Below are 22,911 nucleotides of genomic sequence, written 5' to 3' on the forward strand. Positions count from 1 at the left end.
AGATTTATGTCGAATCTTGACGAAAAAAATGCACTCGTGAGAGGGGAAAAATTAATAATGAAATCTACAGGTATTGTTCGTAAAGTTGATGAATTAGGACGAGTAGTTATTCCAATCGAACTTCGTCGTACATTAGGAATTGCTGAAAAAGATGCTCTTGAAATTTATGTAGATGATGACAAAATCATCTTGAAAAAATATATGCCAAACATGACTTGTGCTGTAACTGGTGAAGTGTCAGACGACAACCTTCGTCTAGTTGGAGGAAAATTAATTTTAAGCCCAGAAGGTGCAGAATTACTTATTAAAGAAATTCAAAGCAACTTAAAATAAGAAAAACAAACATCCGTATCCTAAATGGCATACGGATGTTTACTTATTTAGTAGATTAATATTCATTTCACATGATATTCTTGATAAATTTCTCTCTTCGATAAACCTCTTTGAATGGCTACTTCCTTTATTGCCTCTTTTGAATTATATTGCTTTTCTTCTATTATATAGTTTACGTGTTCTTCAATACTCAAAGATTCCCACCAAGGAGACTCCGATTCATCTATATAATCTTCACTTGTACCCTCTAAAACAATGCAAAATTCCCCGCGGATTTCAGATTGCTCAGTCCAAGCTACTGCTTCGTCTATAGTACCTCTTAAAAATTCCTCAAACTTTTTTGTCAGTTCTCTTGCAAGTACAATCTTACGATCCCCCCCCATCAATGCTTGTAGATCTTTTAAGGAATCCTTCAAGCGATGAGGAGATTCATATAATATAATGGATTCTTGTCTTTTTTGAATCTTTGTAATTTCTTCTTTTCGTTCTTTTTTATTTCTACTTAAAAACCCATAAAAGAAAAAGGGTTGGGTCGATAATCCTGAAGCAATCAATGCACTAAGAGCTGCATTTGCTCCTGGAACAGGAACGACCGCAATTCCTTCATCAACAGCTTTTGCTGCGATGTCTGCTCCGGGATCTGAAATACAAGGTAAGCCGGCATCACTCACCAAAGCAACACGCTTACCTTGTCGAAGTATATCCAATATTTTTTCTCCACCTACTTGTTGATTATGATCATGATAGCTCATAAGTGGTGTAGATATCTCAAAATAATTACAAAGTTTTTTTGTATTTCGTGTATCTTCAGCGGCAATCATATCTACTTCTTTTAATATTCGAATGGCACGCATTGTCATATCTTCTAAATTTCCAATAGGTGTTGCAACTAAATACAAACAGCTACTTTGTTCGTGTTCGGTCGATTTTTGAGATTTCATCCTTTAATTGCCCTCCCATATATTGTACTTTTTGTGATCTTGTGAATTGCTTAAATGCATATTCTGCTTTCATGGCTTCTTGTTTTGTTTCATACTGTTCATAGAAAATGCACGATACTGGGAGTTTTGCCCGCGTATATTTTGCTCCCTTCCCCTTATTATGTACGATTATTCTTTTTTCTAAATCATTCGTATATCCTGCGTAATAAGAGCCATCGCTGCATTCTAGCACGTAAAATGTATGTGCTTTTTCATTCTTTTCCATAAAGCATCTCTTTCACTTCTTCTGTGTACTCACCGTTCTCCCCATATACATATAAAGGAGGTAAGATTTTCAAATCTGGCTTGCCATCCTTTATTCCTTCTATTAATAAGGTATTAGCTTCCTTACCTTCTTTCGGATATACAAAACGAATACGCTTTGGTTCTAAACGGTTGGCTCTCATGGAAGTCACAATGTCTAAAAGTCTTCCTGGCCGATGAACAAATGCTGCTTTTCCACCTTGTTTTAATAATTCACTTGCAGAACGCACCGCTTCATCCAATGTTAGATGTATCTCGTGCCTTGCTATAGCTAAATGTTCTTTAAGATTCTTTTCGCTTGCCTCATGTGCAGGGAAATATGGTGGGTTACAGGTTACTACATCATATTTTTCAAAGCCTATTTGATTAGCAATACCTTTTACATCTGCCTTTATGATTGTAATTTGTTCCTCTAATTTATTATATTGAATGCTTCTTTTTGCCATATCCGCTAGCCGTTCTTGAAGTTCAACTCCAATTATCTCAGCATCCGTACGAGCACTTAAAAATAACGGTATTGCTCCATTTCCCGTACATAAGTCTACTATTTTTCCTCTTTTTATTGGTACATATGCAAATCTAGAAAGCAGAACAGCATCTAAAGAAAAAGAAAAAACAGAGGGACTTTGAATGATTCTTAACTCTTCCGCCAATAAATAATCGAGTCTTTCATCGTCCTTTATCCATTGTTCCATTATTTTATTCCTCCAGCAAAACAAAAGACTGACACCCACTTGGGAGTGGCATCAGTCCATTGATTAGATGTTTTGTTTATTTAAAAATGACAAGCAAAATAGACAATCCTCTTCTTTTCTAGAGCTTCCGAAGTGAACATGACATACATGATAGCCTTCCTGGTAAAGTCGTGCTAAGTTGTCATAGCCCTCTCCAATATCCTTTTTGCTTAGTCGATCTTTTTCTTCTTGAGCTTTTTCAAGTAAAACTTCTCTTTCGTGCATTTCATCAAGTCTTTGTCTTAAATGACTATTCTCTTGCTGCAGCGCTTGACGTTCTTCTACCATTATCGCTACAAATTCTTTTAAAGCGCGAAATTGCAGCTGCGTGGACTCTAATTGTTTTTCAAATTCTGTAATTGTATCAAAAAAATTTCGGTCCATCACACATTCACCTCATTGCCCCGTCCATTGTACCGGATTTTCCGCATGGTTTATTATTTCTTCTAACGTGTAATCTAATACTCTAAGTGGATCATGTAATTCTATACGTAGTATTCTTTCTAATATATTCATGCTAACTACTTTTCCTAATCCATCTGGTGTTTCTACTTTATCGCCAATATCCGGCATTTGCTCTCTGGCTGTCTCATATTCATCGTTTTCATATTTTAAACAACACATGAGTCGACCACAAAGTCCAGAAATCTTAGAAGGATTCAGAGATAAGTTTTGATCTTTCGCCATTTTGATAGAAACTGGTTCAAAATCACCTAAAAATGTTGAGCAACAAAGCATACGACCACATGGGCCAATGCCACCTAACATTTTTGCTTCGTCCCGTACACCAATTTGTCTTAATTCGATACGAGTTCTAAAAACAGAAGCCAAGTCTTTTACTAAATCGCGAAAATCAACTCTGCCTTCTGCAGTAAAATAAAAAATAATCTTGTTTCTGTCAAAAGTATATTCAACATCCACAAGTTTCATTTCTAGTTCTCTTTCCAAAATCTTTTCTGTCCCTAATGCTAGAGCTTGAGCAGATTCTACTCTATTTTCTTCAACTTGAATTCGATCTTTTTCATTAGAAGGTCTAACTACTTGCTTTAACGGAAGCACAACATCGTGCTCACCTACCTGCTTGATCGGTACAACAACTTTGCCATACTCTACTCCTCTAGCAGTTTCTACGATGACATAGTCATCTTTCTCTAAATGAAAATCCACTGGATCGAAATAATATATTTTACCCGCCTTTTTAAAGCGGACACCTACAACATTATACAAAAGTATTTCCCTCCTGCAAGTTTAGCATTAATTGCTCCATCATCAATGTCCGGTTCATATTTTTATGCAAATTTTGTTTTGCATGCAAGATTGTTTCTAATTGTTGGGAGAGTTGCTCATATGTTGAATGTAGTGCAACTTGCTTCCAATAATGGCTCATGTCCGGATAAGTGCATTCTGCGATGGGACTTGCTTTTATTGCTACTATATCACGATAGGCGAACAGTAGTAAATCTAATGCTTGTTCTGCTTGCTCTTTTTCTTTAAGAAGTGGACCAAAATCCTCTTGAATACACATTAGTGCATCTTGAACACTTTTACCACTTGCTTCAACCAATTTTAACACTGATTTCCTAGCAAGTCCAAACTGCTCGTCTTTTGCTAATTCTACAGCTTCATCTACTAAGTTAGTCATTCTGCAAACTGTAGAAGCCATCGAATCTGTAATACCTTCCTCTACTAGCTTCTGTTTTAAGATAGATTGCGGTATGGAAGCTAAGCTGATTTGTTGGCATCTAGACCGAATTGTTGGAATAAGTGCATGGACTTTATCTGTTAGAAGAATTGCCGTAATCTCACTTTGTGGCTCCTCTAAAAATTTTAACAAAGTATTTGCTGCACTTGAATTTAATTGATCTGCTTGGTGAATGACATATATTTTACGTCCGGTTTCAATTGCTGTCTTACTCATCTCATGTATTAACTCATCAATCTGACCTCTTTTAATAAATTGGCCATCAGGTTCTATATGCATAAAATTTAAATGATTATACGATTTTAGTCTTTTACATGATCGACATGTTTCACATGGAACATTTTCTATCGGATTTTCACATAAAACGAGTTGAACAAAAAATTGCATTACCTTTGTTTTTCCGGTTCCTTTGGCTCCATCAATTATATAAGCATGTCCTATTCGATTTTTCGTCACAATAGATTTTATCTGCTTAATAGCGAAAGGTTGCAATTTTTCTATTCCTTCTATCGACCAGTCTTCCATGTCCATCATCCTCTCTGGTCAAATAATCTTGAAAAAATCCCGTGTCTCGCGTACTGCGAAAACACGGGAAATCTACGTGTATAGATTAATAAGTAGACCCTTTATCTCTCCAATTTTGTCTAATAAATCAATGGAGCTTTTCTCTTGGTTAAGAATCTCTTCTGCTAACTCTACTAATTTTTCGTCAATTGTCTCAACAATTTTCAGTTTTCTACCTTCACCAAAACGATTCCAAGTATGCGATTGTTTTAATCCCATACCAAAATCCACGGCTTCATGTAAAAATTTTCGTATTAGCATTTTAAATTTTGCCATGTCACGTAAATTTCTTGAACGTGCAAGACGATCGCCCGCTGTTGAAATGTCCCCTAATAACTTAGTCATTGTCTCGGTCTGCATTCTTTGATCATGCTTTACTACCATTTGTCCAAATTTTGCAGACTGTGTATTGTTTAGAGTAGTGTCTTTTCGGATTTTATCCATTCCTACTCGTAAGTCTTGATTAATTTTCAATCTTTTCTACCCCTTCCCTCATTTTCAAAAATGATGGAATTGTTCAATCGGTAGAACAAATACCGTAGCTCCTCCAACTTCCACTTCTACGGGATATGGAATATACGAATCTGCATTTCCTCCCATTGGAGATACAGGTGCAACCATTTGTTCACGTGCTCTACAATTATCTCTTATTAACTCTAATGCTGAAGATACTAACGAGTCCTCGGTACCGATTAAAAATGTAGTATTTCCAGATCGTAGAAACCCACCCGTACTCGCAAGTTTTGTTGCTCTAAACTTCGCTTTTGTTAAAGCATTAGACAATCGGTTACTATCCTGATCCTGCACAACCGCTACTATCAATTTCATCGATACTCACTCCTATTATTTTTTTTCTATTATAACATGAATTATCTAATAACTTCTAATTCCCTTTTTTATAACTTTATACACATCATTTAATACTTCTTCTAAAGACCGTGACGCATCCACTAGTTGAATCCGTTCTGGGTATTGATCTACTAGTGATAGATATCCCTCTCTTACCTTTTCATGAAAAGCTAAACTTTCTACATCTAAACGGTTTTTTTCTCGGTCATCATGCGCATTGATCCTTGCTAGTCCAACACTAGGCTCAATATCAAAAAGAATTGTTTTATCTGGCATTGTTGAACCAATTGCAAACTTATTAATCGCTAGTATTTCTTCAACACCAATCCCTCTCGCATAACCTTGATATGCAAGCGAACTATCAATAAAGCGATCACATATAACGATTTTTCCTTCCTCTAGGGCAGGTTGTACTTTTTCTATTAAATGCTGTCTTCTAGCTGCAGCATATAATAAAGCTTCTGTACGGCTATCCATCATTGTATGCTTATTATCTAAAATTATGTTTCTAATTTTTTCAGAAATCATTATCCCACCAGGCTCTCTAGTCATAACAACATCGTAGCCTTCTTCTATTAATTTATTGCCTAGTAAATTCATGATGGTGGTTTTCCCAGCACCTTCAGGACCTTCACTAGAAATAAAATACCCTTTTTTCTTCACAATTACTCCTCCACTACATATATTAACTTTTCATCTAGACGATGTTGACCTTGAAATAACGCACCTTTATTCATCCATTCCTCTAAATCAGTCAACATTGTTATCGTTATTTTCTCTCCAGGCACCATTATTGGAATACCAGGTGGATAAGGAATTATACTTGCTTTAGATATCCTTCCTGTAGCTCGTACATATGGAATCCATTCGCCTTGTTTTTCATTTAATAAACCAATATTCATATGCAATGTGGAAATAGATTTTTGCTTTTCAAATTGAGTGATAGTCGGACTGTTTGGAACTTCTTTCCTTAATTCATCTACTGCATGCTTTATTCTTCTTCTAATTTCAGCAAAAGGATATTCATGCTCCACTTTTAGAAGTGGTAATATCATTAATACTTGATAGCTATCCGCTAACTCAACATAAATATTCTGCTGCTCCAATACTTTCTGTAATTGAAAACCTGAATACTTATCTACTCTAATTAATAACTTTAGCGGGTCGTCTACTTGTACTATTTCTAATTGGGTGATTGCTTCTAAAGCCTCTATAAATAATTTTCTTTTATACATAAACTGTTTAAAATCTATCTCATTGTATCTTTCTACATAACTCCTAGCATCATCTAGAGAAGCCAACAAAAGATAGGATGGACTGCTTGATTGTAGCATCCTCAAATAATTATTTATTTTTTTTGCATCAATGAAGGTAGAATTAACATGTAAAAAGGAACCCATTGTGAACGCAGGTAATGTTTTGTGTGCGGATTGAACGACTACGTCAGCTCCACATTCTAGTGCAGATTTCGGAAATCCTCTATTTACATGAAAATGAGCGCCATGAGCTTCATCCACAAGTACTGGAATATTACTTGCATGACATAGCTTAATAATGCTTTCTATTTCAGAAGAAGCAACGCCATAGTAATTGGGATATGTAAGTACAACAGCTTTAGCAAAAGGATATGCCTCCAGTGCTTTATGTATAACTTCCATAGAAACATAGGATGCCGTATTGGTTTTTTCATCCCATTCAGGAGTAACAAATATAGGTTCTGCCCCTACTAATTCAATTGCATGGAAAATTGATTTATGTGCATTTCTTTGAACAATAATTTGCTCGCCGAACTGACAAATAGCATAAATCATCGCAAGATTTCCTACAGTTGTCCCATTTACTAAGAAAAAGCTATTCTGAGTTCCATATGCCAAAGCTAAAAGATTCTCAGCCTCTTTTATTGCTCCTTCAGGATGATGGTAATCATCTAACCCAGTAAGCTCTGTAAAGTCATACTGCATACTCTCTTTCAGTGCTCCGGGCAAGTTAGATAGTAATCCGTTTTTATGTCCAGGAACATGAAAGGATACATTTTTTTGTTTATGAAATTTTTCCATTGCTTCAACTAATGGACGTTTCTCTTGCATTCGTTATTACCCCACTGTTTCGATCATATTTCCTTCCTCTATTATACATGAACAAACGAGCAGACGGTTTTAAATTCACTTCTGTAACGAACATGTTGTATAAGAGATGACCATTATACTATAGGATATAAATATTCGAGTTTAGTATTAGACTATGTAATCCAATACCTTAATAAATTTTCCATTAAAGGTCAGTAAGAGACTAATTTTATTGAAACCGAGACTATTTTGAACAATACCGAGACTAAATTCTTAAATTCGAGACCAATTCTTGTGAAATCGAGACCAATCATCACTTTTAATAAAAAGTAGCCACAAATTACTCGTTGATAGATTCTTCGTAAGTAATTTCAGTAATATTATGGATAAGGGAGACTAGTTTTTCTGTTAGAGCAACCAAATGAGTCGTATAAGCGACTAAGGAGAATTTAAAAGCAATCAATTAGATAATGAAAGCGACCATTTCTCACTATAAAGAGTTCACTTTCTCTGAGATGACATATTTTTTCTTCTGTCCTACGTTATGAGACTCTCTTCCTTGCAAGTATATCTACAATTCTTTGCCTTTGGCCTTTTCTTTCCGCACAAAAAAAGTCGTCACCGATTACTCGGTGACGACTTTTCAATTGCCCAGCGACGTCCTACTCTCACAGGGGGAGACCCCCAACTACCATCGGCGCTGAAGAGCTTAACTTCCGTGTTCGGTATGGGAACGGGTGTGACCTCTTCGCCATCATCACTAGACTCTTCGGCTTTCCATACACATCGTACTTCTTCGTCAACTTCATTTGTTCGGTCAGTCACGTACTTGAGTACGCTCCTTTCCTCTCTCAATCGTTTCCTTGAATTACTCGTGTCTAGAAACCCTCTTATTAGAGTGCTTGTTCACTCAAAACTGGATAAAAGACATTGATGCTCGCAAATTAATATTTGGTTAAGTCCTCGATCGATTAGTATTCGTCAGCTGCACGTGTCGCCACGCTTCCACCCCGAACCTATCTACCTCATCGTCTTTGAGGGATCTTACTTACTTGCGTAATGGGAAATCTCATCTTGAGGGGGGCTTCGTGCTTAGATGCTTTCAGCACTTATCCCGTCCACACATAGCTACCCAGCGATGCTCTTGGCAGAACAACTGGTACACCAGCGGTGTGTCCATCCCGGTCCTCTCGTACTAAGGACAGCTCCTCTCAAATTTCCTACGCCCACGACGGATAGGGACCGAACTGTCTCACGACGTTCTGAACCCAGCTCGCGTACCGCTTTAATGGGCGAACAGCCCAACCCTTGGGACCGACTACAGCCCCAGGATGCGATGAGCCGACATCGAGGTGCCAAACCTCCCCGTCGATGTGGACTCTTGGGGGAGATAAGCCTGTTATCCCCGGGGTAGCTTTTATCCGTTGAGCGATGGCCCTTCCATGCGGAACCACCGGATCACTAAGCCCGTCTTTCGACCCTGCTCGACTTGTAGGTCTCGCAGTCAAGCTCCCTTCTGCCTTTACACTCTTCGAATGATTTCCAACCATTCTGAGGGAACCTTTGGGCGCCTCCGTTACACTTTAGGAGGCGACCGCCCCAGTCAAACTGCCCGCCTGACACTGTCTCCTACCCGGGTTACGGGTATGGGTTAGAATTTCAATACAACCAGGGTAGTATCCCACCGACGCCTCCTCCGAAGCTGGCGCTCCGGGCTCTAAGGCTCCTACCTATCCTGTACAAGTTGCACCAAAATTCAATATCAAGCTACAGTAAAGCTCCACGGGGTCTTTCCGTCCTGTCGCGGGTAACCTGCATCTTCACAGGTACTATAATTTCACCGAGTCTCTCGTTGAGACAGTGCCCAGATCGTTACGCCTTTCGTGCGGGTCGGAACTTACCCGACAAGGAATTTCGCTACCTTAGGACCGTTATAGTTACGGCCGCCGTTTACTGGGGCTTCAATTCGCACCTTCGCTTGCGCTAAGCACTCCTCTTAACCTTCCAGCACCGGGCAGGCGTCAGCCCCTATACTTCACCTTACGGTTTTGCAGAGACCTGTGTTTTTGCTAAACAGTCGCCTGGGCCTATTCACTGCGGCTCTTCTGGGCTATGCACCCAAAAGAGCACCCCTTCTCCCGAAGTTACGGGGTCATTTTGCCGAGTTCCTTAACGAGAGTTCTCTCGCTCACCTTAGGATTCTCTCCTCGACTACCTGTGTCGGTTTGCGGTACGGGCACCTCCCGCCTCGTTAGAGGCTTTTCTTGGCAGTGTGAAATCAGGAACTCCGGACATTCGTCCTCGCCATCACAGCTCAATGTTACAGAGTGCGGATTTGCCTACACTCACACCTCACTGCTTGGACGTGCATAACCAACAGCACGCTTACCCTATCCTACTGCGTCCCCCCATCACTCAAACGGCGGGGTGGTGGTACAGGAATATCAACCTGTTGTCCATCGTCTACGCCTATCGGCCTCGACTTAGGTCCCGACTAACCCTGAGCGGACGAGCCTTCCTCAGGAAACCTTAGTCATACGGTGGATGGGATTCTCACCCATCTTTCGCTACTCATACCGGCATTCTCACTTCTAAGCGCTCCACCAGTCCTTCCGGTCTGACTTCAACGCCCTTAGAACGCTCTCCTACCACTGATACCATAGGTATCAATCCACAGCTTCGGTGATTTGTTTAGCCCCGATACATTTTCGGCGCAGCGTCACTCGACCAGTGAGCTATTACGCACTCTTTAAATGATGGCTGCTTCTAAGCCAACATCCTGGTTGTCTAAGCAACGCCACATCCTTTTCCACTTAACAAATACTTGGGGACCTTAGCTGGTGGTCTGGGCTGTTTCCCTCTTGACTACGGATCTTATCACTCGCAGTCTGACTCCCAAACATAAATCATTGGCATTCGGAGTTTGTCTGAATTCGGTAACCCGGGATGGGCCCCTAGTCCAAACAGTGCTCTACCTCCAAGATTCTCGCGTTTGAGGCTAGCCCTAAAGCTATTTCGGAGAGAACCAGCTATCTCCAGGTTCGATTGGAATTTCTCCGCTACCCACACCTCATCCCCGCACTTTTCAACGTGCGTGGGTTCGGACCTCCAGTAAGTGTTACCTTACCTTCATCCTGGACATGGGTAGATCACCTGGTTTCGGGTCTACGACCACATACTCATTCGCCCTATTCAGACTCGCTTTCGCTGCGGCTCCGTCTCCTCGACTTAACCTTGCATGTAATCGTAACTCGCCGGTTCATTCTACAAAAGGCACGCCATCACCCATTAACGGGCTCTGACTATTTGTAGGCACACGGTTTCAGGGTCTATTTCACTCCCCTTCCGGGGTGCTTTTCACCTTTCCCTCACGGTACTGGTTCACTATCGGTCACTAGGGAGTATTTAGCCTTGGGAGATGGTCCTCCCGGATTCCGACGGAATTTCACGTGTTCCGCCGTACTCAGGATCCACTCAAGAGAGAACGAATTTTTGACTACGGGGCTTTTACCCTATCCTGCGGACCTTTCCAGATCGCTTCGTCTAACTCGTTCCTTTGTAACTCTATGCTGAGTGTCCTACAACCCCAAGAGGCAAGCCTCTTGGTTTGGGCTCTTCCCGTTTCGCTCGCCGCTACTCAGGGAATCGATTTTTCTTTCTCTTCCTCCAGGTACTTAGATGTTTCAGTTCCCTGGGTGTGCCACAGATGCGCTATGTATTCACGCAAATGTACTGCTCCATTACGAACAGTGGGTTTCCCCATTCGGAAATCTCCGGATCAAAGCTCACTTACAGCTCCCCGGAGCATATCGGTGTTAGTGCCGTCCTTCTTCGGCTCCTAGTGCCAAGGCATTCACCGTGCGCCCTTATTAACTTAACCTAATTCGGCTTTCAATACACGGCGCATTTCTTCGTCAGCTTCGCTCGTTCACATCCTCACGTACGTTAGTACGTTCCGGTGTTCACTCACTCGCTTCCTCGAACTGCTTGTGTCTTGAAACCCTCAAATATAGTAGTTAAAAGTACTACACAAAAAATAATCACGAATGTGATTACAAATTGAATTTCTTGAATTTGTTGCTTTCAATGTCGTTTTATCCAGTTTTCAAAGAACAAGTTTGAAATGCTCAAATGAATGAACATTCAAAACTGAACTGCAAAACGTTAAGCTACAGATAAAGATCTGTATTCCGTGTTTATCCTTAGAAAGGAGGTGATCCAGCCGCACCTTCCGATACGGCTACCTTGTTACGACTTCACCCCAATCATCTGTCCCACCTTCGGCGGCTGGCTCCCAAAAGGGTTACCCCACCGACTTCGGGTGTTACAAACTCTCGTGGTGTGACGGGCGGTGTGTACAAGGCCCGGGAACGTATTCACCGTGGCATGCTGATCCACGATTACTAGCGATTCCGGCTTCATGTAGGCGAGTTGCAGCCTACAATCCGAACTGAGAACGGTTTTATGGGATTAGCTCACCCTCGCGGGGTTGCGACCCTCTGTACCGTCCATTGTAGCACGTGTGTAGCCCAGGTCATAAGGGGCATGATGATTTGACGTCATCCCCACCTTCCTCCGGTTTATCACCGGCAGTCACCTTAGAGTGCCCAACTGAATGCTGGCAACTAAGATCAAGGGTTGCGCTCGTTGCGGGACTTAACCCAACATCTCACGACACGAGCTGACGACAACCATGCACCACCTGTCACCGCTGTCCCCGAAGGGAAAATCCTATCTCTAGGACGGTCAGCGGGATGTCAAGACCTGGTAAGGTTCTTCGCGTTGCTTCGAATTAAACCACATGCTCCACCGCTTGTGCGGGCCCCCGTCAATTCCTTTGAGTTTCAGTCTTGCGACCGTACTCCCCAGGCGGAGTGCTTAATGCGTTAGCTGCAGCACTAAGGGGCGGAAACCCCCTAACACTTAGCACTCATCGTTTACGGCGTGGACTACCAGGGTATCTAATCCTGTTTGCTCCCCACGCTTTCGCGCCTCAGCGTCAGTTACAGACCAGAAAGTCGCCTTCGCCACTGGTGTTCCTCCAAATCTCTACGCATTTCACCGCTACACTTGGAATTCCACTTTCCTCTTCTGCACTCAAGTCCCCCAGTTTCCAATGACCCTCCACGGTTGAGCCGTGGGCTTTCACATCAGACTTAAAGGACCGCCTGCGCGCGCTTTACGCCCAATAATTCCGGACAACGCTTGCCACCTACGTATTACCGCGGCTGCTGGCACGTAGTTAGCCGTGGCTTTCTAATGAGGTACCGTCAAGGTACGAGCAGTTACTCTCGTACTTGTTCTTCCCTCACAACAGAGTTTTACGATCCGAAAACCTTCTTCACTCACGCGGCGTTGCTCCATCAGACTTTCGTCCATTGTGGAAGATTCCCTACTGCTGCCTCCCGTAGGAGTCTGGGCCGTGTCTCAGTCCCAGTGTGGCCGATCACCCTCTCAGGTCGGCTACGCATCGTCGCCTTGGTGAGCCGTTACCTCACCAACTAGCTAATGCGCCGCGGGCCCATCCTGTAGTGACAGCCGAAACCGTCTTTTAACATTCCTCCATGTGAGGAAATGGATTATTCGGTATTAGCCCCGGTTTCCCGGAGTTATCCCAATCTACAGGGCAGGTTGCCCACGTGTTACTCACCCGTCCGCCGCTAAATCAGAAGAAGCAAGCTTCTTCATCATCCGCTCGACTTGCATGTATTAGGCACGCCGCCAGCGTTCGTCCTGAGCCAGGATCAAACTCTCCATAATAGAGAACTTAAAAAGCTCATTTTGTTTTGCTGGCATCATCATTAAATGATGTCAAAATTGTTTGCTATCCGACTAACCGAAGTTAGTCTATCAAGCTATATGTCTTAACGTTTTGCATGTTCAGTTTTCAATGTTCATGTTGTCTGCCGTGTTGTTTACCTCTTGGCGACTTCTACAATAATACTCTCATCCAAACAGAAAGTCAACACTTTTTAAAAATAAATTTAAATTAATAGTGAAATGGCTACGACAGAGGCTACACCAGGTATTCCTAATACTGCTACCACAGCTCCTGTGAATAGATTAACAGGGATTGAATATCCGATTAATCCTAAAAGTAAATGCACTCCAAATAATAATAGAACGGAGAATCCTATACGGAATAAAAAGATCGATAATCCTTCCATAATGTTTGAAAAAGACTTTCTGAACATAAGTAACAATAGTAGTACTAGCGAACATACAATGATAACTACTTTCATGAAACATCTCTCCTCCATAAAATAACTATCTCTTAGCATATGAAGCTAGTACTACTATCATGCTCATTTCAAAATAACATTTCTAATTTTCGCTTCTTTATATAAGTAGAAATGGATACTTTCCGCCATTTTTCTTTTTGCTACTACATCTAAATCATAATCATTCAAGTACTCTTCTAACGATTGTGCTTGTTGCCATTCTTCTTTTGTTTGTTTCATAAGATCCACAAATTGTAGATCAAATTCTTTTCTTAATTTTCCTTTTTGAAAAAACATCTTATATAAACAACTCCCTTATAACTCTCGGCGACCTTCTAATGCTTTGGATAAAGTTACTTCATCCGCATACTCTAAATCTCCACCTACAGGTAATCCGTGTGCAATTCTTGTTGTCTTAATACCAGAAGGTTTTACTAGTCGGGAAATATACATTGCTGTCGCTTCTCCCTCAATTGTAGGGTTTGTTGCTAATATAAGTTCTTCTACTTGTGTATCTTGTAATCTTTTTAATAGCGAGGGAACATTGATATCTTCAGGACCAATCCCATCCATTGGAGAAATTGCTCCATGGAGAACATGATATAGACCGGTGTAATCTCTCATTTTTTCCATTGCTATTACATCTTTTGTATCTTGAACTACACAAATCATAGATAAATCACGTTGTTTGTCTTGACAAATATGACAAGGGTCTATATCTGTAATATGCCCGCATACGGAGCAATAGCTTAAATTCCTTTTAGCATCCACTAAAGCTTTAGCGAAATCTAAAACGGTATCTTCTTTCATTGTTAATACAAAAAACGCCAGGCGAGCCGCTGTTTTCGGCCCGATTCCTGGCAATTTCATAAAACTATCTATTAGTTTTGATATTGGTTCAGGATAATGCATATTAATTCCTCCTAGAACATACCAGGGAGGTTCAATCCTTTCGTGAATTGTCCCATCGTGGAGTTCGCTGTTTCTTCTGCTTTTTTAATAGCTTCATTTGTTGCGATTACTATTAAGTCTTGTAACATTTCTACGTCTTCTGGATCCACTACAGCTGGATCAAGTACTACTTCTAATACCTCTTTATGTCCAGAAACAATAACCTTTACCATACCACCACCGGCAACTGCTTCAAAGCGTTGGTTACCCAGTTCTTCCTGTGCCTCTGCCATTTTCTTTTGCATTTTTTGCATTTGCTTCATCATACCTTGCATATTACCCATTCCACGCATAATAAAATTCCTCCTTAGTCATCATGTACTTCTACAAATTCTTTTCCAAATAATTTCTCGGCCTCCACAATTAAAGGATCCTCCGATATTTCTTCCATACCACTTAAAAGTTCCATCGCAACATTAGGCTGTGAGGTTGTCTCCTCAGTTGTTTCATTATTATTTGATTTTAAACCATTTTGTTGAATGAATTCTTCTCTTATCATCAACCATTTGTCCTCTGGGACATATACCACTTCATACATCGTTCCAGTTAAACTAGAAATGAGTTGTGGGAAAGAGGAAGAAAAAGTTTTATTCTCCATTGCCATTTGACAATGTATATCATATTTGAATTTTAACACAAAAGCATTAGAAGATGCTGCAACTGGTTCGGCATCATTTAAAAGCGCCGCATGTGATTTTTGCAGTTGCTGCAATATATTGGCCCATTGAGATTTAATAGCTTGGATGTCTGTCTTTGTTGCCGTTTTTAATATCTCATGTATACGTCCACTGGATACTTTAACTCCTGAATTCGATTTCTGACGTTGTCTTTTCGGTTGTTCTTGTGACACAGCATTTGCTTGTGGCAAGATACCTTGGCTTATTTGTTGTTGCAATTGTTGCAATTGACTTTCTAACAGTTTGATTTTATGTTCGAGCTCAGAGCTATCTCCGTTAGATGTAGTTACATCTCTTGGAACTTGCGCTAATCGTATAATAGCTGTTTCTAAGTATACTTTTGAGTGGTTAGAAAATCGCATCTCTTGTTGTGTGTTAGTTAATATCGAGATGCTTTTATATAACGTATCTACCGGAAACTTAGAAGCTAATTCAAGAAATGATTCGTCTCCAGAGGCTATTTCTAATAGCTCGGTTTGTTCTGGCGCAACAAGTAACACAAGTAAATCACGATAAAATGTTACAAAATCTTCTGTTAAGCGAACTGGATCTTTTCCATCATCTACTAACTGTTCTACACAACTTAATGCTTTCGCTACATCCTTTTCAATTAAAGCATTTGCTAACTGAAAGAATACTTCTTGACCAATAGACCCTGTTACAAGTAGGGCATCTTCTATTGTCATTTTCTCTCCGCTAAAAGATACTACTTGATCGAGCATACTAAGTGCATCACGCATTCCGCCGGCCGCTGCTTGAGCAATAATTTTTAATACGTCTTCATCATATTCGATATTAGCATCTATTAATACTTCTTTCATTCTTGCAACAATGTCCACGGAAGTAATTCGTTTAAAATCAAATCGCTGACATCGAGAAATAATTGTTAACGGGATTTTATGTGGCTCCGTTGTTGCTAAGATAAATACAACATGCGCAGGCGGTTCTTCTAAAGTTTTTAATAGAGCATTAAAAGCGCTAGTTGAGAGCATATGAACTTCATCTATAATATACACTTTGTAACGAGCGTTAGAAGGAGCAAAACGTACTTTTTCAATAATATCTCTCATTTCTTCCACTCGAGAGTTGGAAGCCGCATCAAATTCAATCACATCTGTATTGGATCCGTCCGTTATACTTTTACATGTTTCACAAGTGTTACACGGTTCTTTAGCTGGACCGTTTTCACAGTTCAGAGCCTTCGCAAATATCTTTGCGGCGCTCGTTTTTCCTGTTCCACGAGGACCCGAAAATAAATACGCATGTGTAGTTTTATCGTAAAGGAGGGCATTTTGAAGTGTTTGTTTGATATGTGTTTGTCCAGACATTTCCGCAAACGACTGAGGCCGATAAGCGCGGTAGAAAGCTTGATACGACAACAAATTCCTCTCCCTCTAATTTAAAGTTAAATAATAATTTTATTATACCATAAAGAAACTTTGACTTCGCCTATTACACATAGCGTTTTTTCTCATAAAAAAACTCATTTGCCTAAAGGACAAATGAGAATAATAGTTTTATATTTAAATAATTGCCGTGCACCTTCCTTCGCTTGAAACACATAAGCGGCACCCTTGTCGTTAACTCGGCTTAGGCTACCCCGCGGCACATGAGAAAACACCACTTAATGCTGCTTCCTTCCGGACCTGACATGGTTCATGGGCACCCATTGCGCAGGACCCAAACGTCAACATCACGTGCAAATACCAGACCCTACATGTATTCAACCTCAGAGAAGGAGTTCAGTCTCGCTAGAGCGGATTGCGAGTTACAAGACACCGCTACCTTCCCACCTAGCACGGCATAGATTAGTATACGTTTTTTAGCGACAAAAATCAATCGAAATGATAATCTAAATTTTGGTAACATTATTTTCTTCAAAAAATCAATTATTTTTTTATTAAAATGATTGACTTTGGTTTTTATCCGTGATAAATTAATTCTTGTACTTCGGAGGAATACCCAAGTCTGGCTGAAGGGATCGGTCTTGAAAACCGACAGGCGGGTCAAACCGCGCGGGGGTTCGAATCCCTCTTCCTCCTCCATTTTAAATACACACACGCATAAATTTGAGATTGAATTCGTTGCATTAGTAACGAATTTTTCTTAAAACTTAAGTGTTCAGAATATTAAAAAAGACAACTTTAACTAGTTGTCTTTTTTAATGCATAAAACCCTCTTGCAATAAAATCGCAAGAGGGTTTCTCTTATTTACGTAGTGCTTCTGTTTGTTCCATGAAATGTCCTATTCTCTCAACAATCGCTTCGACGCTATCAGGATTTTCTATGATGTCATAGTCATTAATATTTAAGCGAAGTACAGGGCAGCCATTAAAAGAGTCAATCCATTTTTCATAACGACCATGCATTTCCTCCCAATAAGCAATTGGTGTTTGCTGCTCCATTGGTCGACCTCTGTCATGAATACGATCAATAATATTATCTAATGTTCCTTCTAAATAAATAAGCAAATTAGGATGTGGGAAATATGGTGTCATAACCATTGCTTCAAACAAACTAGTATATGTTTCGTGATCTACAGGATCCATCGTTCCCTTTTCTTTATGCATTTGTGCAAATATTCCAGTGTCTTCATAAATGGAGCGATCTTGGATAAATCCCCCGCCATACTCAAACATTCTCTTTTGCTCTTTAAAACGCTCTGCTAAAAAGTAAATTTGTAAATGAAAGCTCCATTTTGAAAAATCATTATAAAAACGATCTAAATAAGGATTTGAATCTACCTTTTCAAAGGATGTTTTAAAATGAAGGGCATCCGCAAGTGCTTTTGTCATCGTAGATTTCCCTACTCCAACTGTTCCAGCAATCGTAATAACCGCATTAGAAGGGATACCATACTTCTCTCTTAAATTCATACTTAAAAACTCCTTCTATGTAATGTTGCATCTACTTTATCTAAAATTGTTTGCAAGTCTTGTCCATTTTGAACAAAATCTAATTCATCTCCGTTAAATCGAAGAACTGGTACTTCTGGATGTTTTTTTTCAAAATGATCAATAAATACACGATAATCGGATGCAAGCTGCTCCAAATAATCCGGACTGATCTTTTTCTCAAAATCTCTACCACGTAAGTCAATGCGTTCCATTAATACATCTAGGCTAGCATCCAAATAAATTACCATATTTGGGACAGGCATATCATTTATTAATATTTTGTATACTTCTTCATACTTTTTATATTCTACTTCATTCAACGAGCGTTTAGCGAAAATTAAATTTTTAAAAATATGGTAATCAGCTGTTACTGCTTTAGATTTGGAAAGGTAATTCTTCTGGATATCGCTTAATTGTTTATATCGATTGCATAAAAAGAACATTTCCGTTTGGAAGCTCCACTCCGCAATATTTTCATAAAACTTATCTAAAAAAGGATTTTCATCCACAATCTCTTTAAGTAATTCAAATTGATAGTTGGCAGCAATAGCTTTTGCTAAGGAGGTCTTTCCAACCCCTATAGGACCTTCTACCGTTATAAATGGAATGGACATAGCTTTAACCTCACTCTAATATTCAAGTCGTGCCCTTTATTTTATCATAGCTAGAAAACGAAAAACAGAGCAAATCCACCTTTCTAAAAGAAAGGCAAATTTGCTCTACTTTTTTCTCACACGAAACATTTCGTTGAGTAAATACCAATTTTGAGGAAAATCAAAACCACTATGCCAATAGGAGATTCCTAAAAGCCCCAACTCTTTTAAAAGATTAAATTTTGCCTGTATGGAACGTGCATCCTCAAACCACACCTCATGCTCTATACCATCTCTCCAGTAATGAAAAAAAGGCGCTTGTGCAGTTTGGTCATATTCAATCGCAGCATTTCGTTCCTTTGCTAATTGAATAGCCTGCTGAGGGCTAATAGCTCTAGCAAAAGGATTCCCTGGTTTATAAGGAAGTGTCCAATCATACCCATATAAATTTTGTCCCATTAATATCTTCATGGGAACAATTTCCGTCCTTGCATATTCTAACACTTGACGAACTGGACCAATTGGGGAAACTGCCATTGGTGGTCCACCACTGTAGCCCCATTCATAGGTCATAATTACAATAAAATCTAATACCTCACCAAGTGCTTTATAGTCAAAACCTTCATACCATTTCCCAGCTTGCTCAGCACTCGTCTTAGGAGGAACACTTGCGGATATTGTAAATCCTTCCGCATACTCCTTTAAATCCTTTATAAAATTCACATAGTTTTCTCTGTCTTCCGCAGCGATATATTCGAAATCTAAATGAATATGTTTATTTCCTCTTTTGTTTGCTTCAGCTACTGCTTGCTCAAATACTTTTTGTTTGACTTGTTCATCTGTAAAAATAGTATGGGCTAGTGATGCATTAAACGCTCCATCTTCAATATTCGCTAACACAATGGCAGATTCTACCTGGTTTCTTTGCGCTACTTCCTGTAACGTCCCCCAATTCATGGGAGTCAAGGATCCATCACGCAACACCTCATAAGCAAAAGGCATCATATAAGTTAAATTAGGTGCCGCTTTTTCTACTTGCTCGATTACACGCGAGGATGGAACTTCGGTGAACCACTCTACATATAGATTAGATTCAACGAATGGTCTTTCAGGACTTGGTGTAGATGGAATAACTAGCGCTTGACCTAAGACCAATACATCTGGATCTGGCAGCTCGTTTATAGAGGCAAGCGTTGAAGTATTTGTACCGAACTGCTTTGCAATAGAGTATAAACTATCCCCTTTTTTCACTACATAAATCAATCGATCACTCCTTCAGAATAGAATATGCAATATGTAAATAAAACATGCTACACTATGCAAAAGGGGTTGATTCTAATTGGATGAACACTATATGAATTTAGCGATAGCAGAGGCTAAAAAAGCAGCAGAAATCGGTGAAGTACCAATTGGGGCTGTCATTGTATATAAAGAAGAAGTGATTGCCCAGGCTTTTAACTTAAGAGAAACTACCCAAAATGCAACTACACATGCAGAGCTACTAGCGATTCAAGAGGCGTGTAAAAAAATAGGCAGTTGGAGATTAGAAGAAACAACCTTATACGTCACACTGGAGCCTTGCCCTATGTGTGCAGGAGCTATTTTACAATCCCGTATTCCACGTGTTGTCTATGGAGCTAGAGATGCTAAAGCCGGTTGTGTAGACTCGCTCTATCATCTTTTAAAGGACAGTAGGTTTAATCATATGTGTGACGTGACAGAAGGCATTTTAGCAGAAGAATGTGGGGCCATGCTTACTCAATTTTTTCGCAATTTACGAGAACAAAAAAAGAACCAGAAACGTGGCTTATAAATGCGTTTCTGGTTCCCTCCAACATTATTGAATCCAACTATTATTTAATTACAGATTTTCCACCCATGTATGGACGTAAAACTTCTGGAACTACTACAGTACCATCAGCTTGCTGATAGTTTTCTAAAATTGCTGCTACTGTACGTCCAAGTGCAAGTCCACTACCGTTCAATGTGTGTACATATTCTGGTTTTCCACCCGCTTCTCTTCTAAAACGAATGCCTGCACGACGAGCTTGAAAATCCTCAAAATTACTACAAGAAGAAATTTCTTTATACTCCCCGTAGCTCGGTAACCAAACTTCTAAATCATATTTTTTCGCTGCAGTAAAGCCTAAATCCGCAGTACACATATGAAGCACTCGATATGGGAGTCCTAAAAGTTGTAACACTTTTTCTGCATGCCCTGTTAAAAGCTCTAATTGTTCATATGATTCTTCCGGCTTAACAAAACGAACAAGTTCTACTTTATTAAACTGATGTTGACGTATCAAACCACGAGTATCACGACCTGCAGATCCCGCCTCAGAACGGAAGCAAGCACTAAAAGCAGTGAATGCTTGTGGAAGTTCTGCTCCATCTAAAATCTCATCACGATAGAAATTGGTTACTGGCACTTCTGCCGTTGGAATTAAGAAATAATCTTCTTCTCCTATTAAAAACGCATCCTCTTCAAACTTCGGAAGTTGACCTGTACCTGTTAAACTTGTGCGATTTGCCAAGTATGGAGGTAACATTTCTTCATATCCATGCTCTTCAGCATGTAAATCCATCATAAAGTTTATCAATGCACGTTCAAGTCTTGCACCCAATCCTCGGTAGAAAGCAAATCGGCTTCCTGTCACTTTCGCAGCACGCTCAAAATCTACTATTTTTAAATCTGTTGCAATATCCCAATGGGCTTTAGTTTCAAAATCGAATGAAGGAACTTCTCCCCATTTACGGATTTCCACATTATCATCTTCTGAGTCACCGATTGGCACACTTTCATGAGGAATATTTGGAACTCGCATCATCATATATTCAAATTTTTCTTCCACATCTCTTAACTCATCATCTAGTACTTTAATTTCATCGCCAACTTCGCGCATACGTGCAATTAGATCATCCGCATTTTCTTTATTTCGTTTCATCTCAGAGATTTTTTGAGAAAACTCATTTCTTTCTGCTTTTAACACTTCTGTTTTTGCAATTAATTCTCTACGTTTTTGATCTAATGGTAGGAACTGATCAAATTCGGATATCTCTTCCCCACGCTTAGCAAGCTTAACTTTCACTTCTTCATAATGGTCACGTACAAATTTTACGTCTAACATATGAGTTTCCTCCTCTATTTTAATCAAATTCTCATTTGGGAATCTTTAACCTTATTCATTAAGTGCTCATATATGTAGCAAATAAGGTTAAAAACGACAAAAAAGCCCTCATCCCAAAAAAGGGACGAGAGCATACCCGCGTTGCCACCCTGATTGATTCAGTAAAAAACTGAATCCACTTGTTCCATAACGGCTTTTTCAACCGGACACGACCTACTTAACTTTCAATCGCGCAACTCAAAGGACGGATTCACAAGTGTTTATATCAGCTTACACCAGCCGCTGACTCTCTATAAAAAACGTGCTTGTTACTACTTCCTATCATCGTTTTTAGATTCATGAAATTACTCATACTTTACTATATATTTACTGTTAATGCAAGCGAATCCTCGACCATTTCAGTAAAATACGCGGTAATTCGATGATCTGCTGTCAGTTCAGGGTGAAAGGAGCATCCGAGCAAATAACCTTGTCTCGCCATAACAATTTTTCCTTCAAAGCGAGCAAGTACCTCAACATCTTCACCAACTCCCACAATATGAGGGGCTCGAATAAATACAGCTGGGAAATCCTCTGCAATATCTTTAATCGCTAAACTCGTTTCAAAGCTATCCACTTGGCGACCAAAAGAATTACGTTCTACTTTTGCATCTAGAACACTAATATGTGAAAAATCATAACCAACAAGTTTTTTTGCTAATAGTATTAATCCTGCACAAGTTCCAAACATCGGCTTTCCTGCAGCCGCAAATTGTTGGAGAGGCTCCAACATCTCAAATCGATCAATTAGTTTTCGCATCGCTGTGCTTTCTCCACCTGGAAGGATTAATCCATCCACTAAAGCTAAATCACTTTTGCTTTTTACTGTGATAGCCTGAGCTCCACATGCTTCTATGGAACGAATATGTTCACTTACTGCTCCTTGAAGAGCTAATACGCCTATCTTTGCCAT

The 22,911-nt window shown here is 39.9% G+C and carries 22 protein-coding genes, 1 tRNA gene, 3 rRNA genes, 1 other RNA gene and 1 other annotated feature; of the genes, 3 read left to right on the plus strand and 24 right to left on the minus strand.

All coding sequences use genetic code 11. The features are described from left to right. The first annotated feature begins 57 nt into the window (after nucleotides 1-57). Entirely contained in the window at nucleotides 58-333 is a 276-nt protein-coding gene (locus AM499_RS15795) for a transition state genes transcriptional regulator AbrB (protein ID WP_053592248.1), read from the plus strand. Between the two features lie 62 nt (nucleotides 334-395). On the opposite strand, the gene rsmI is transcribed toward AM499_RS15795, so the two are convergent. From rsmI to ffs, 19 genes are all read right to left on the minus strand, one after another. Further along, on the minus strand, nucleotides 396-1,274 hold the full coding sequence (gene rsmI, locus AM499_RS15800) for a 16S rRNA (cytidine(1402)-2'-O)-methyltransferase (RefSeq protein ID WP_053591102.1): 879 nt from the start codon (nucleotides 1,272-1,274) through the stop codon (nucleotides 396-398). Then, nucleotides 1,237-1,539 (minus strand): GIY-YIG nuclease family protein, encoded by a 303-nt coding sequence (locus AM499_RS15805; RefSeq protein ID WP_053591103.1) that lies wholly within the window; start codon nucleotides 1,537-1,539, stop codon nucleotides 1,237-1,239. Before AM499_RS15805 ends, rsmI begins: the two co-directional genes overlap by 38 nt. Next, the gene (locus AM499_RS15810; RefSeq protein WP_053591104.1) at nucleotides 1,526-2,272 is read right to left on the minus strand and encodes a tRNA1(Val) (adenine(37)-N6)-methyltransferase; all 747 of its coding nucleotides are present in this window, start codon (nucleotides 2,270-2,272) and stop codon (nucleotides 1,526-1,528) included. Before AM499_RS15810 ends, AM499_RS15805 begins: the two co-directional genes overlap by 14 nt. A gap of 63 nt (nucleotides 2,273-2,335) precedes the next feature. Further along, nucleotides 2,336-2,698, minus strand: coding sequence for a DNA replication initiation control protein YabA (yabA, locus tag AM499_RS15815; protein ID WP_053591105.1), 363 nt, complete (start codon nucleotides 2,696-2,698; stop codon nucleotides 2,336-2,338). Between the two features lie 9 nt (nucleotides 2,699-2,707). Next, a complete protein-coding gene (locus tag AM499_RS15820; RefSeq protein ID WP_053591106.1) occupies nucleotides 2,708-3,538 on the minus strand; it encodes a PSP1 domain-containing protein in 831 nt (276 codons plus the stop codon). Further along, entirely contained in the window at nucleotides 3,531-4,538 is a 1,008-nt protein-coding gene (locus AM499_RS15825) for a DNA polymerase III subunit delta' C-terminal domain-containing protein (RefSeq protein WP_053591107.1), read from the minus strand. Before AM499_RS15825 ends, AM499_RS15820 begins: the two co-directional genes overlap by 8 nt. A gap of 72 nt (nucleotides 4,539-4,610) precedes the next feature. Further along, nucleotides 4,611-5,051, minus strand: coding sequence for a YaaR family protein (locus AM499_RS15830; protein ID WP_053591108.1), 441 nt, complete (start codon nucleotides 5,049-5,051; stop codon nucleotides 4,611-4,613). A gap of 24 nt (nucleotides 5,052-5,075) precedes the next feature. Beyond that, on the minus strand, nucleotides 5,076-5,405 hold the full coding sequence (locus tag AM499_RS15835) for a cyclic-di-AMP receptor (RefSeq protein ID WP_053591109.1): 330 nt from the start codon (nucleotides 5,403-5,405) through the stop codon (nucleotides 5,076-5,078). A 45-nt stretch (nucleotides 5,406-5,450) separates the two neighbouring features. After that, nucleotides 5,451-6,089: a dTMP kinase gene (gene tmk / locus AM499_RS15840; RefSeq protein ID WP_082355287.1), complete on the minus strand. Its 639-nt coding sequence runs from the start codon at nucleotides 6,087-6,089 to the stop codon at nucleotides 5,451-5,453. Between the two features lie 2 nt (nucleotides 6,090-6,091). Beyond that, entirely contained in the window at nucleotides 6,092-7,513 is a 1,422-nt protein-coding gene (locus AM499_RS15845; protein WP_053591110.1) for an aminotransferase class I/II-fold pyridoxal phosphate-dependent enzyme, read from the minus strand. Nucleotides 7,514-8,141: 628 nt separating this feature from the next. Next, a 5S ribosomal RNA gene (gene rrf / locus AM499_RS15850) occupies nucleotides 8,142-8,257 on the minus strand. A gap of 186 nt (nucleotides 8,258-8,443) precedes the next feature. Continuing rightward, nucleotides 8,444-11,372: ribosomal RNA gene (locus tag AM499_RS15855) — 23S ribosomal RNA — on the minus strand. Nucleotides 11,373-11,698: 326 nt separating this feature from the next. Further along, a 16S ribosomal RNA gene (locus AM499_RS15860) occupies nucleotides 11,699-13,252 on the minus strand. The 16S, 23S and 5S rRNA genes sit together here, the layout of an rRNA operon. Before the next feature lie 224 nt (nucleotides 13,253-13,476). Continuing rightward, complete coding sequence (locus AM499_RS15865) at nucleotides 13,477-13,734, minus strand: pro-sigmaK processing inhibitor BofA family protein (RefSeq protein ID WP_053591111.1); 258 nt, start codon at nucleotides 13,732-13,734, stop codon at nucleotides 13,477-13,479. A 63-nt stretch (nucleotides 13,735-13,797) separates the two neighbouring features. After that, nucleotides 13,798-14,010: a YaaL family protein gene (locus tag AM499_RS15870; protein ID WP_053591112.1), complete on the minus strand. Its 213-nt coding sequence runs from the start codon at nucleotides 14,008-14,010 to the stop codon at nucleotides 13,798-13,800. 18 nt (nucleotides 14,011-14,028) lie between these two features. Continuing rightward, nucleotides 14,029-14,625 (minus strand): recombination mediator RecR, encoded by a 597-nt coding sequence (gene recR, locus AM499_RS15875; protein ID WP_053591113.1) that lies wholly within the window; start codon nucleotides 14,623-14,625, stop codon nucleotides 14,029-14,031. An 11-nt stretch (nucleotides 14,626-14,636) separates the two neighbouring features. Next, entirely contained in the window at nucleotides 14,637-14,957 is a 321-nt protein-coding gene (locus AM499_RS15880; RefSeq protein ID WP_053591114.1) for a YbaB/EbfC family nucleoid-associated protein, read from the minus strand. Between the two features lie 14 nt (nucleotides 14,958-14,971). Continuing rightward, the gene (gene dnaX, locus AM499_RS15885; RefSeq protein WP_053591115.1) at nucleotides 14,972-16,720 is read right to left on the minus strand and encodes a DNA polymerase III subunit gamma/tau; all 1,749 of its coding nucleotides are present in this window, start codon (nucleotides 16,718-16,720) and stop codon (nucleotides 14,972-14,974) included. 155 nt (nucleotides 16,721-16,875) lie between these two features. Next, nucleotides 16,876-17,143, minus strand: an RNA gene (gene ffs, locus AM499_RS21445) — signal recognition particle sRNA large type. Nucleotides 17,144-17,293: 150 nt separating this feature from the next. Between ffs and AM499_RS15890 the strand changes: the two genes are divergently transcribed. Next, nucleotides 17,294-17,386: transfer RNA gene (locus tag AM499_RS15890), tRNA-Ser, on the plus strand. A gap of 162 nt (nucleotides 17,387-17,548) precedes the next feature. Here the strand turns inward: AM499_RS15890 and AM499_RS15895 are convergent. From AM499_RS15895 to AM499_RS15905, 3 genes are all read right to left on the minus strand, one after another. Continuing rightward, on the minus strand, nucleotides 17,549-18,217 hold the full coding sequence (locus tag AM499_RS15895; protein WP_053591116.1) for a deoxynucleoside kinase: 669 nt from the start codon (nucleotides 18,215-18,217) through the stop codon (nucleotides 17,549-17,551). A 2-nt stretch (nucleotides 18,218-18,219) separates the two neighbouring features. Next, nucleotides 18,220-18,852 (minus strand): deoxynucleoside kinase, encoded by a 633-nt coding sequence (locus tag AM499_RS15900; RefSeq protein WP_053591117.1) that lies wholly within the window; start codon nucleotides 18,850-18,852, stop codon nucleotides 18,220-18,222. Nucleotides 18,853-18,957: 105 nt separating this feature from the next. Further along, nucleotides 18,958-20,094: a glycosyl hydrolase family 18 protein gene (locus AM499_RS15905; RefSeq protein ID WP_053591118.1), complete on the minus strand. Its 1,137-nt coding sequence runs from the start codon at nucleotides 20,092-20,094 to the stop codon at nucleotides 18,958-18,960. 91 nt (nucleotides 20,095-20,185) lie between these two features. Between AM499_RS15905 and tadA the strand changes: the two genes are divergently transcribed. After that, a complete protein-coding gene (gene tadA / locus AM499_RS15910; protein ID WP_053592250.1) occupies nucleotides 20,186-20,644 on the plus strand; it encodes a tRNA adenosine(34) deaminase TadA in 459 nt (152 codons plus the stop codon). A gap of 40 nt (nucleotides 20,645-20,684) precedes the next feature. On the opposite strand, the gene serS is transcribed toward tadA, so the two are convergent. Further along, complete coding sequence (serS, locus tag AM499_RS15915) at nucleotides 20,685-21,959, minus strand: serine--tRNA ligase (RefSeq protein ID WP_053591119.1); 1,275 nt, start codon at nucleotides 21,957-21,959, stop codon at nucleotides 20,685-20,687. Between the two features lie 117 nt (nucleotides 21,960-22,076). Next, nucleotides 22,077-22,293, minus strand: a binding site (T-box leader). Between the two features lie 24 nt (nucleotides 22,294-22,317). Continuing rightward, on the minus strand, nucleotides 22,318-22,911 hold the full coding sequence (gene pdxT / locus AM499_RS15920) for a pyridoxal 5'-phosphate synthase glutaminase subunit PdxT (protein ID WP_053591120.1): 594 nt from the start codon (nucleotides 22,909-22,911) through the stop codon (nucleotides 22,318-22,320).

The sequence above is a fragment of the Bacillus sp. FJAT-22090 genome (genome assembly GCF_001278755.1).
GTDB lineage: Bacteria > Bacillota > Bacilli > Bacillales_A > Planococcaceae > Psychrobacillus.

Coding starts and splice junctions, on each gene's coding strand:
- AM499_RS15795 (WP_053592248.1), top strand. CDS start 58: ATGAAATCTACAGGTATTGTTCGTAAAGTTGATGAATTAGGACGAGTA.
- rsmI (WP_053591102.1), bottom strand. CDS start 1,274: ATGAAATCTCAAAAATCGACCGAACACGAACAAAGTAGCTGTTTGTAT.
- AM499_RS15805 (WP_053591103.1), bottom strand. CDS start 1,539: ATGGAAAAGAATGAAAAAGCACATACATTTTACGTGCTAGAATGCAGC.
- AM499_RS15810 (WP_053591104.1), bottom strand. CDS start 2,272: ATGGAACAATGGATAAAGGACGATGAAAGACTCGATTATTTATTGGCG.
- AM499_RS15825 (WP_053591107.1), bottom strand. CDS start 4,538: ATGGAAGACTGGTCGATAGAAGGAATAGAAAAATTGCAACCTTTCGCT.
- AM499_RS15835 (WP_053591109.1), bottom strand. CDS start 5,405: ATGAAATTGATAGTAGCGGTTGTGCAGGATCAGGATAGTAACCGATTG.
- AM499_RS15845 (WP_053591110.1), bottom strand. CDS start 7,513: ATGCAAGAGAAACGTCCATTAGTTGAAGCAATGGAAAAATTTCATAAA.
- AM499_RS15865 (WP_053591111.1), bottom strand. CDS start 13,734: ATGAAAGTAGTTATCATTGTATGTTCGCTAGTACTACTATTGTTACTT.
- AM499_RS15870 (WP_053591112.1), bottom strand. CDS start 14,010: ATGTTTTTTCAAAAAGGAAAATTAAGAAAAGAATTTGATCTACAATTT.
- recR (WP_053591113.1), bottom strand. CDS start 14,625: ATGCATTATCCTGAACCAATATCAAAACTAATAGATAGTTTTATGAAA.
- AM499_RS15880 (WP_053591114.1), bottom strand. CDS start 14,957: ATGCGTGGAATGGGTAATATGCAAGGTATGATGAAGCAAATGCAAAAA.
- AM499_RS15895 (WP_053591116.1), bottom strand. CDS start 18,217: ATGAATTTAAGAGAGAAGTATGGTATCCCTTCTAATGCGGTTATTACG.
- AM499_RS15900 (WP_053591117.1), bottom strand. CDS start 18,852: ATGTCCATTCCATTTATAACGGTAGAAGGTCCTATAGGGGTTGGAAAG.
- tadA (WP_053592250.1), top strand. CDS start 20,186: ATGAATTTAGCGATAGCAGAGGCTAAAAAAGCAGCAGAAATCGGTGAA.
- serS (WP_053591119.1), bottom strand. CDS start 21,959: ATGTTAGACGTAAAATTTGTACGTGACCATTATGAAGAAGTGAAAGTT.
- pdxT (WP_053591120.1), bottom strand. CDS start 22,911: ATGGCAAAGATAGGCGTATTAGCTCTTCAAGGAGCAGTAAGTGAACAT.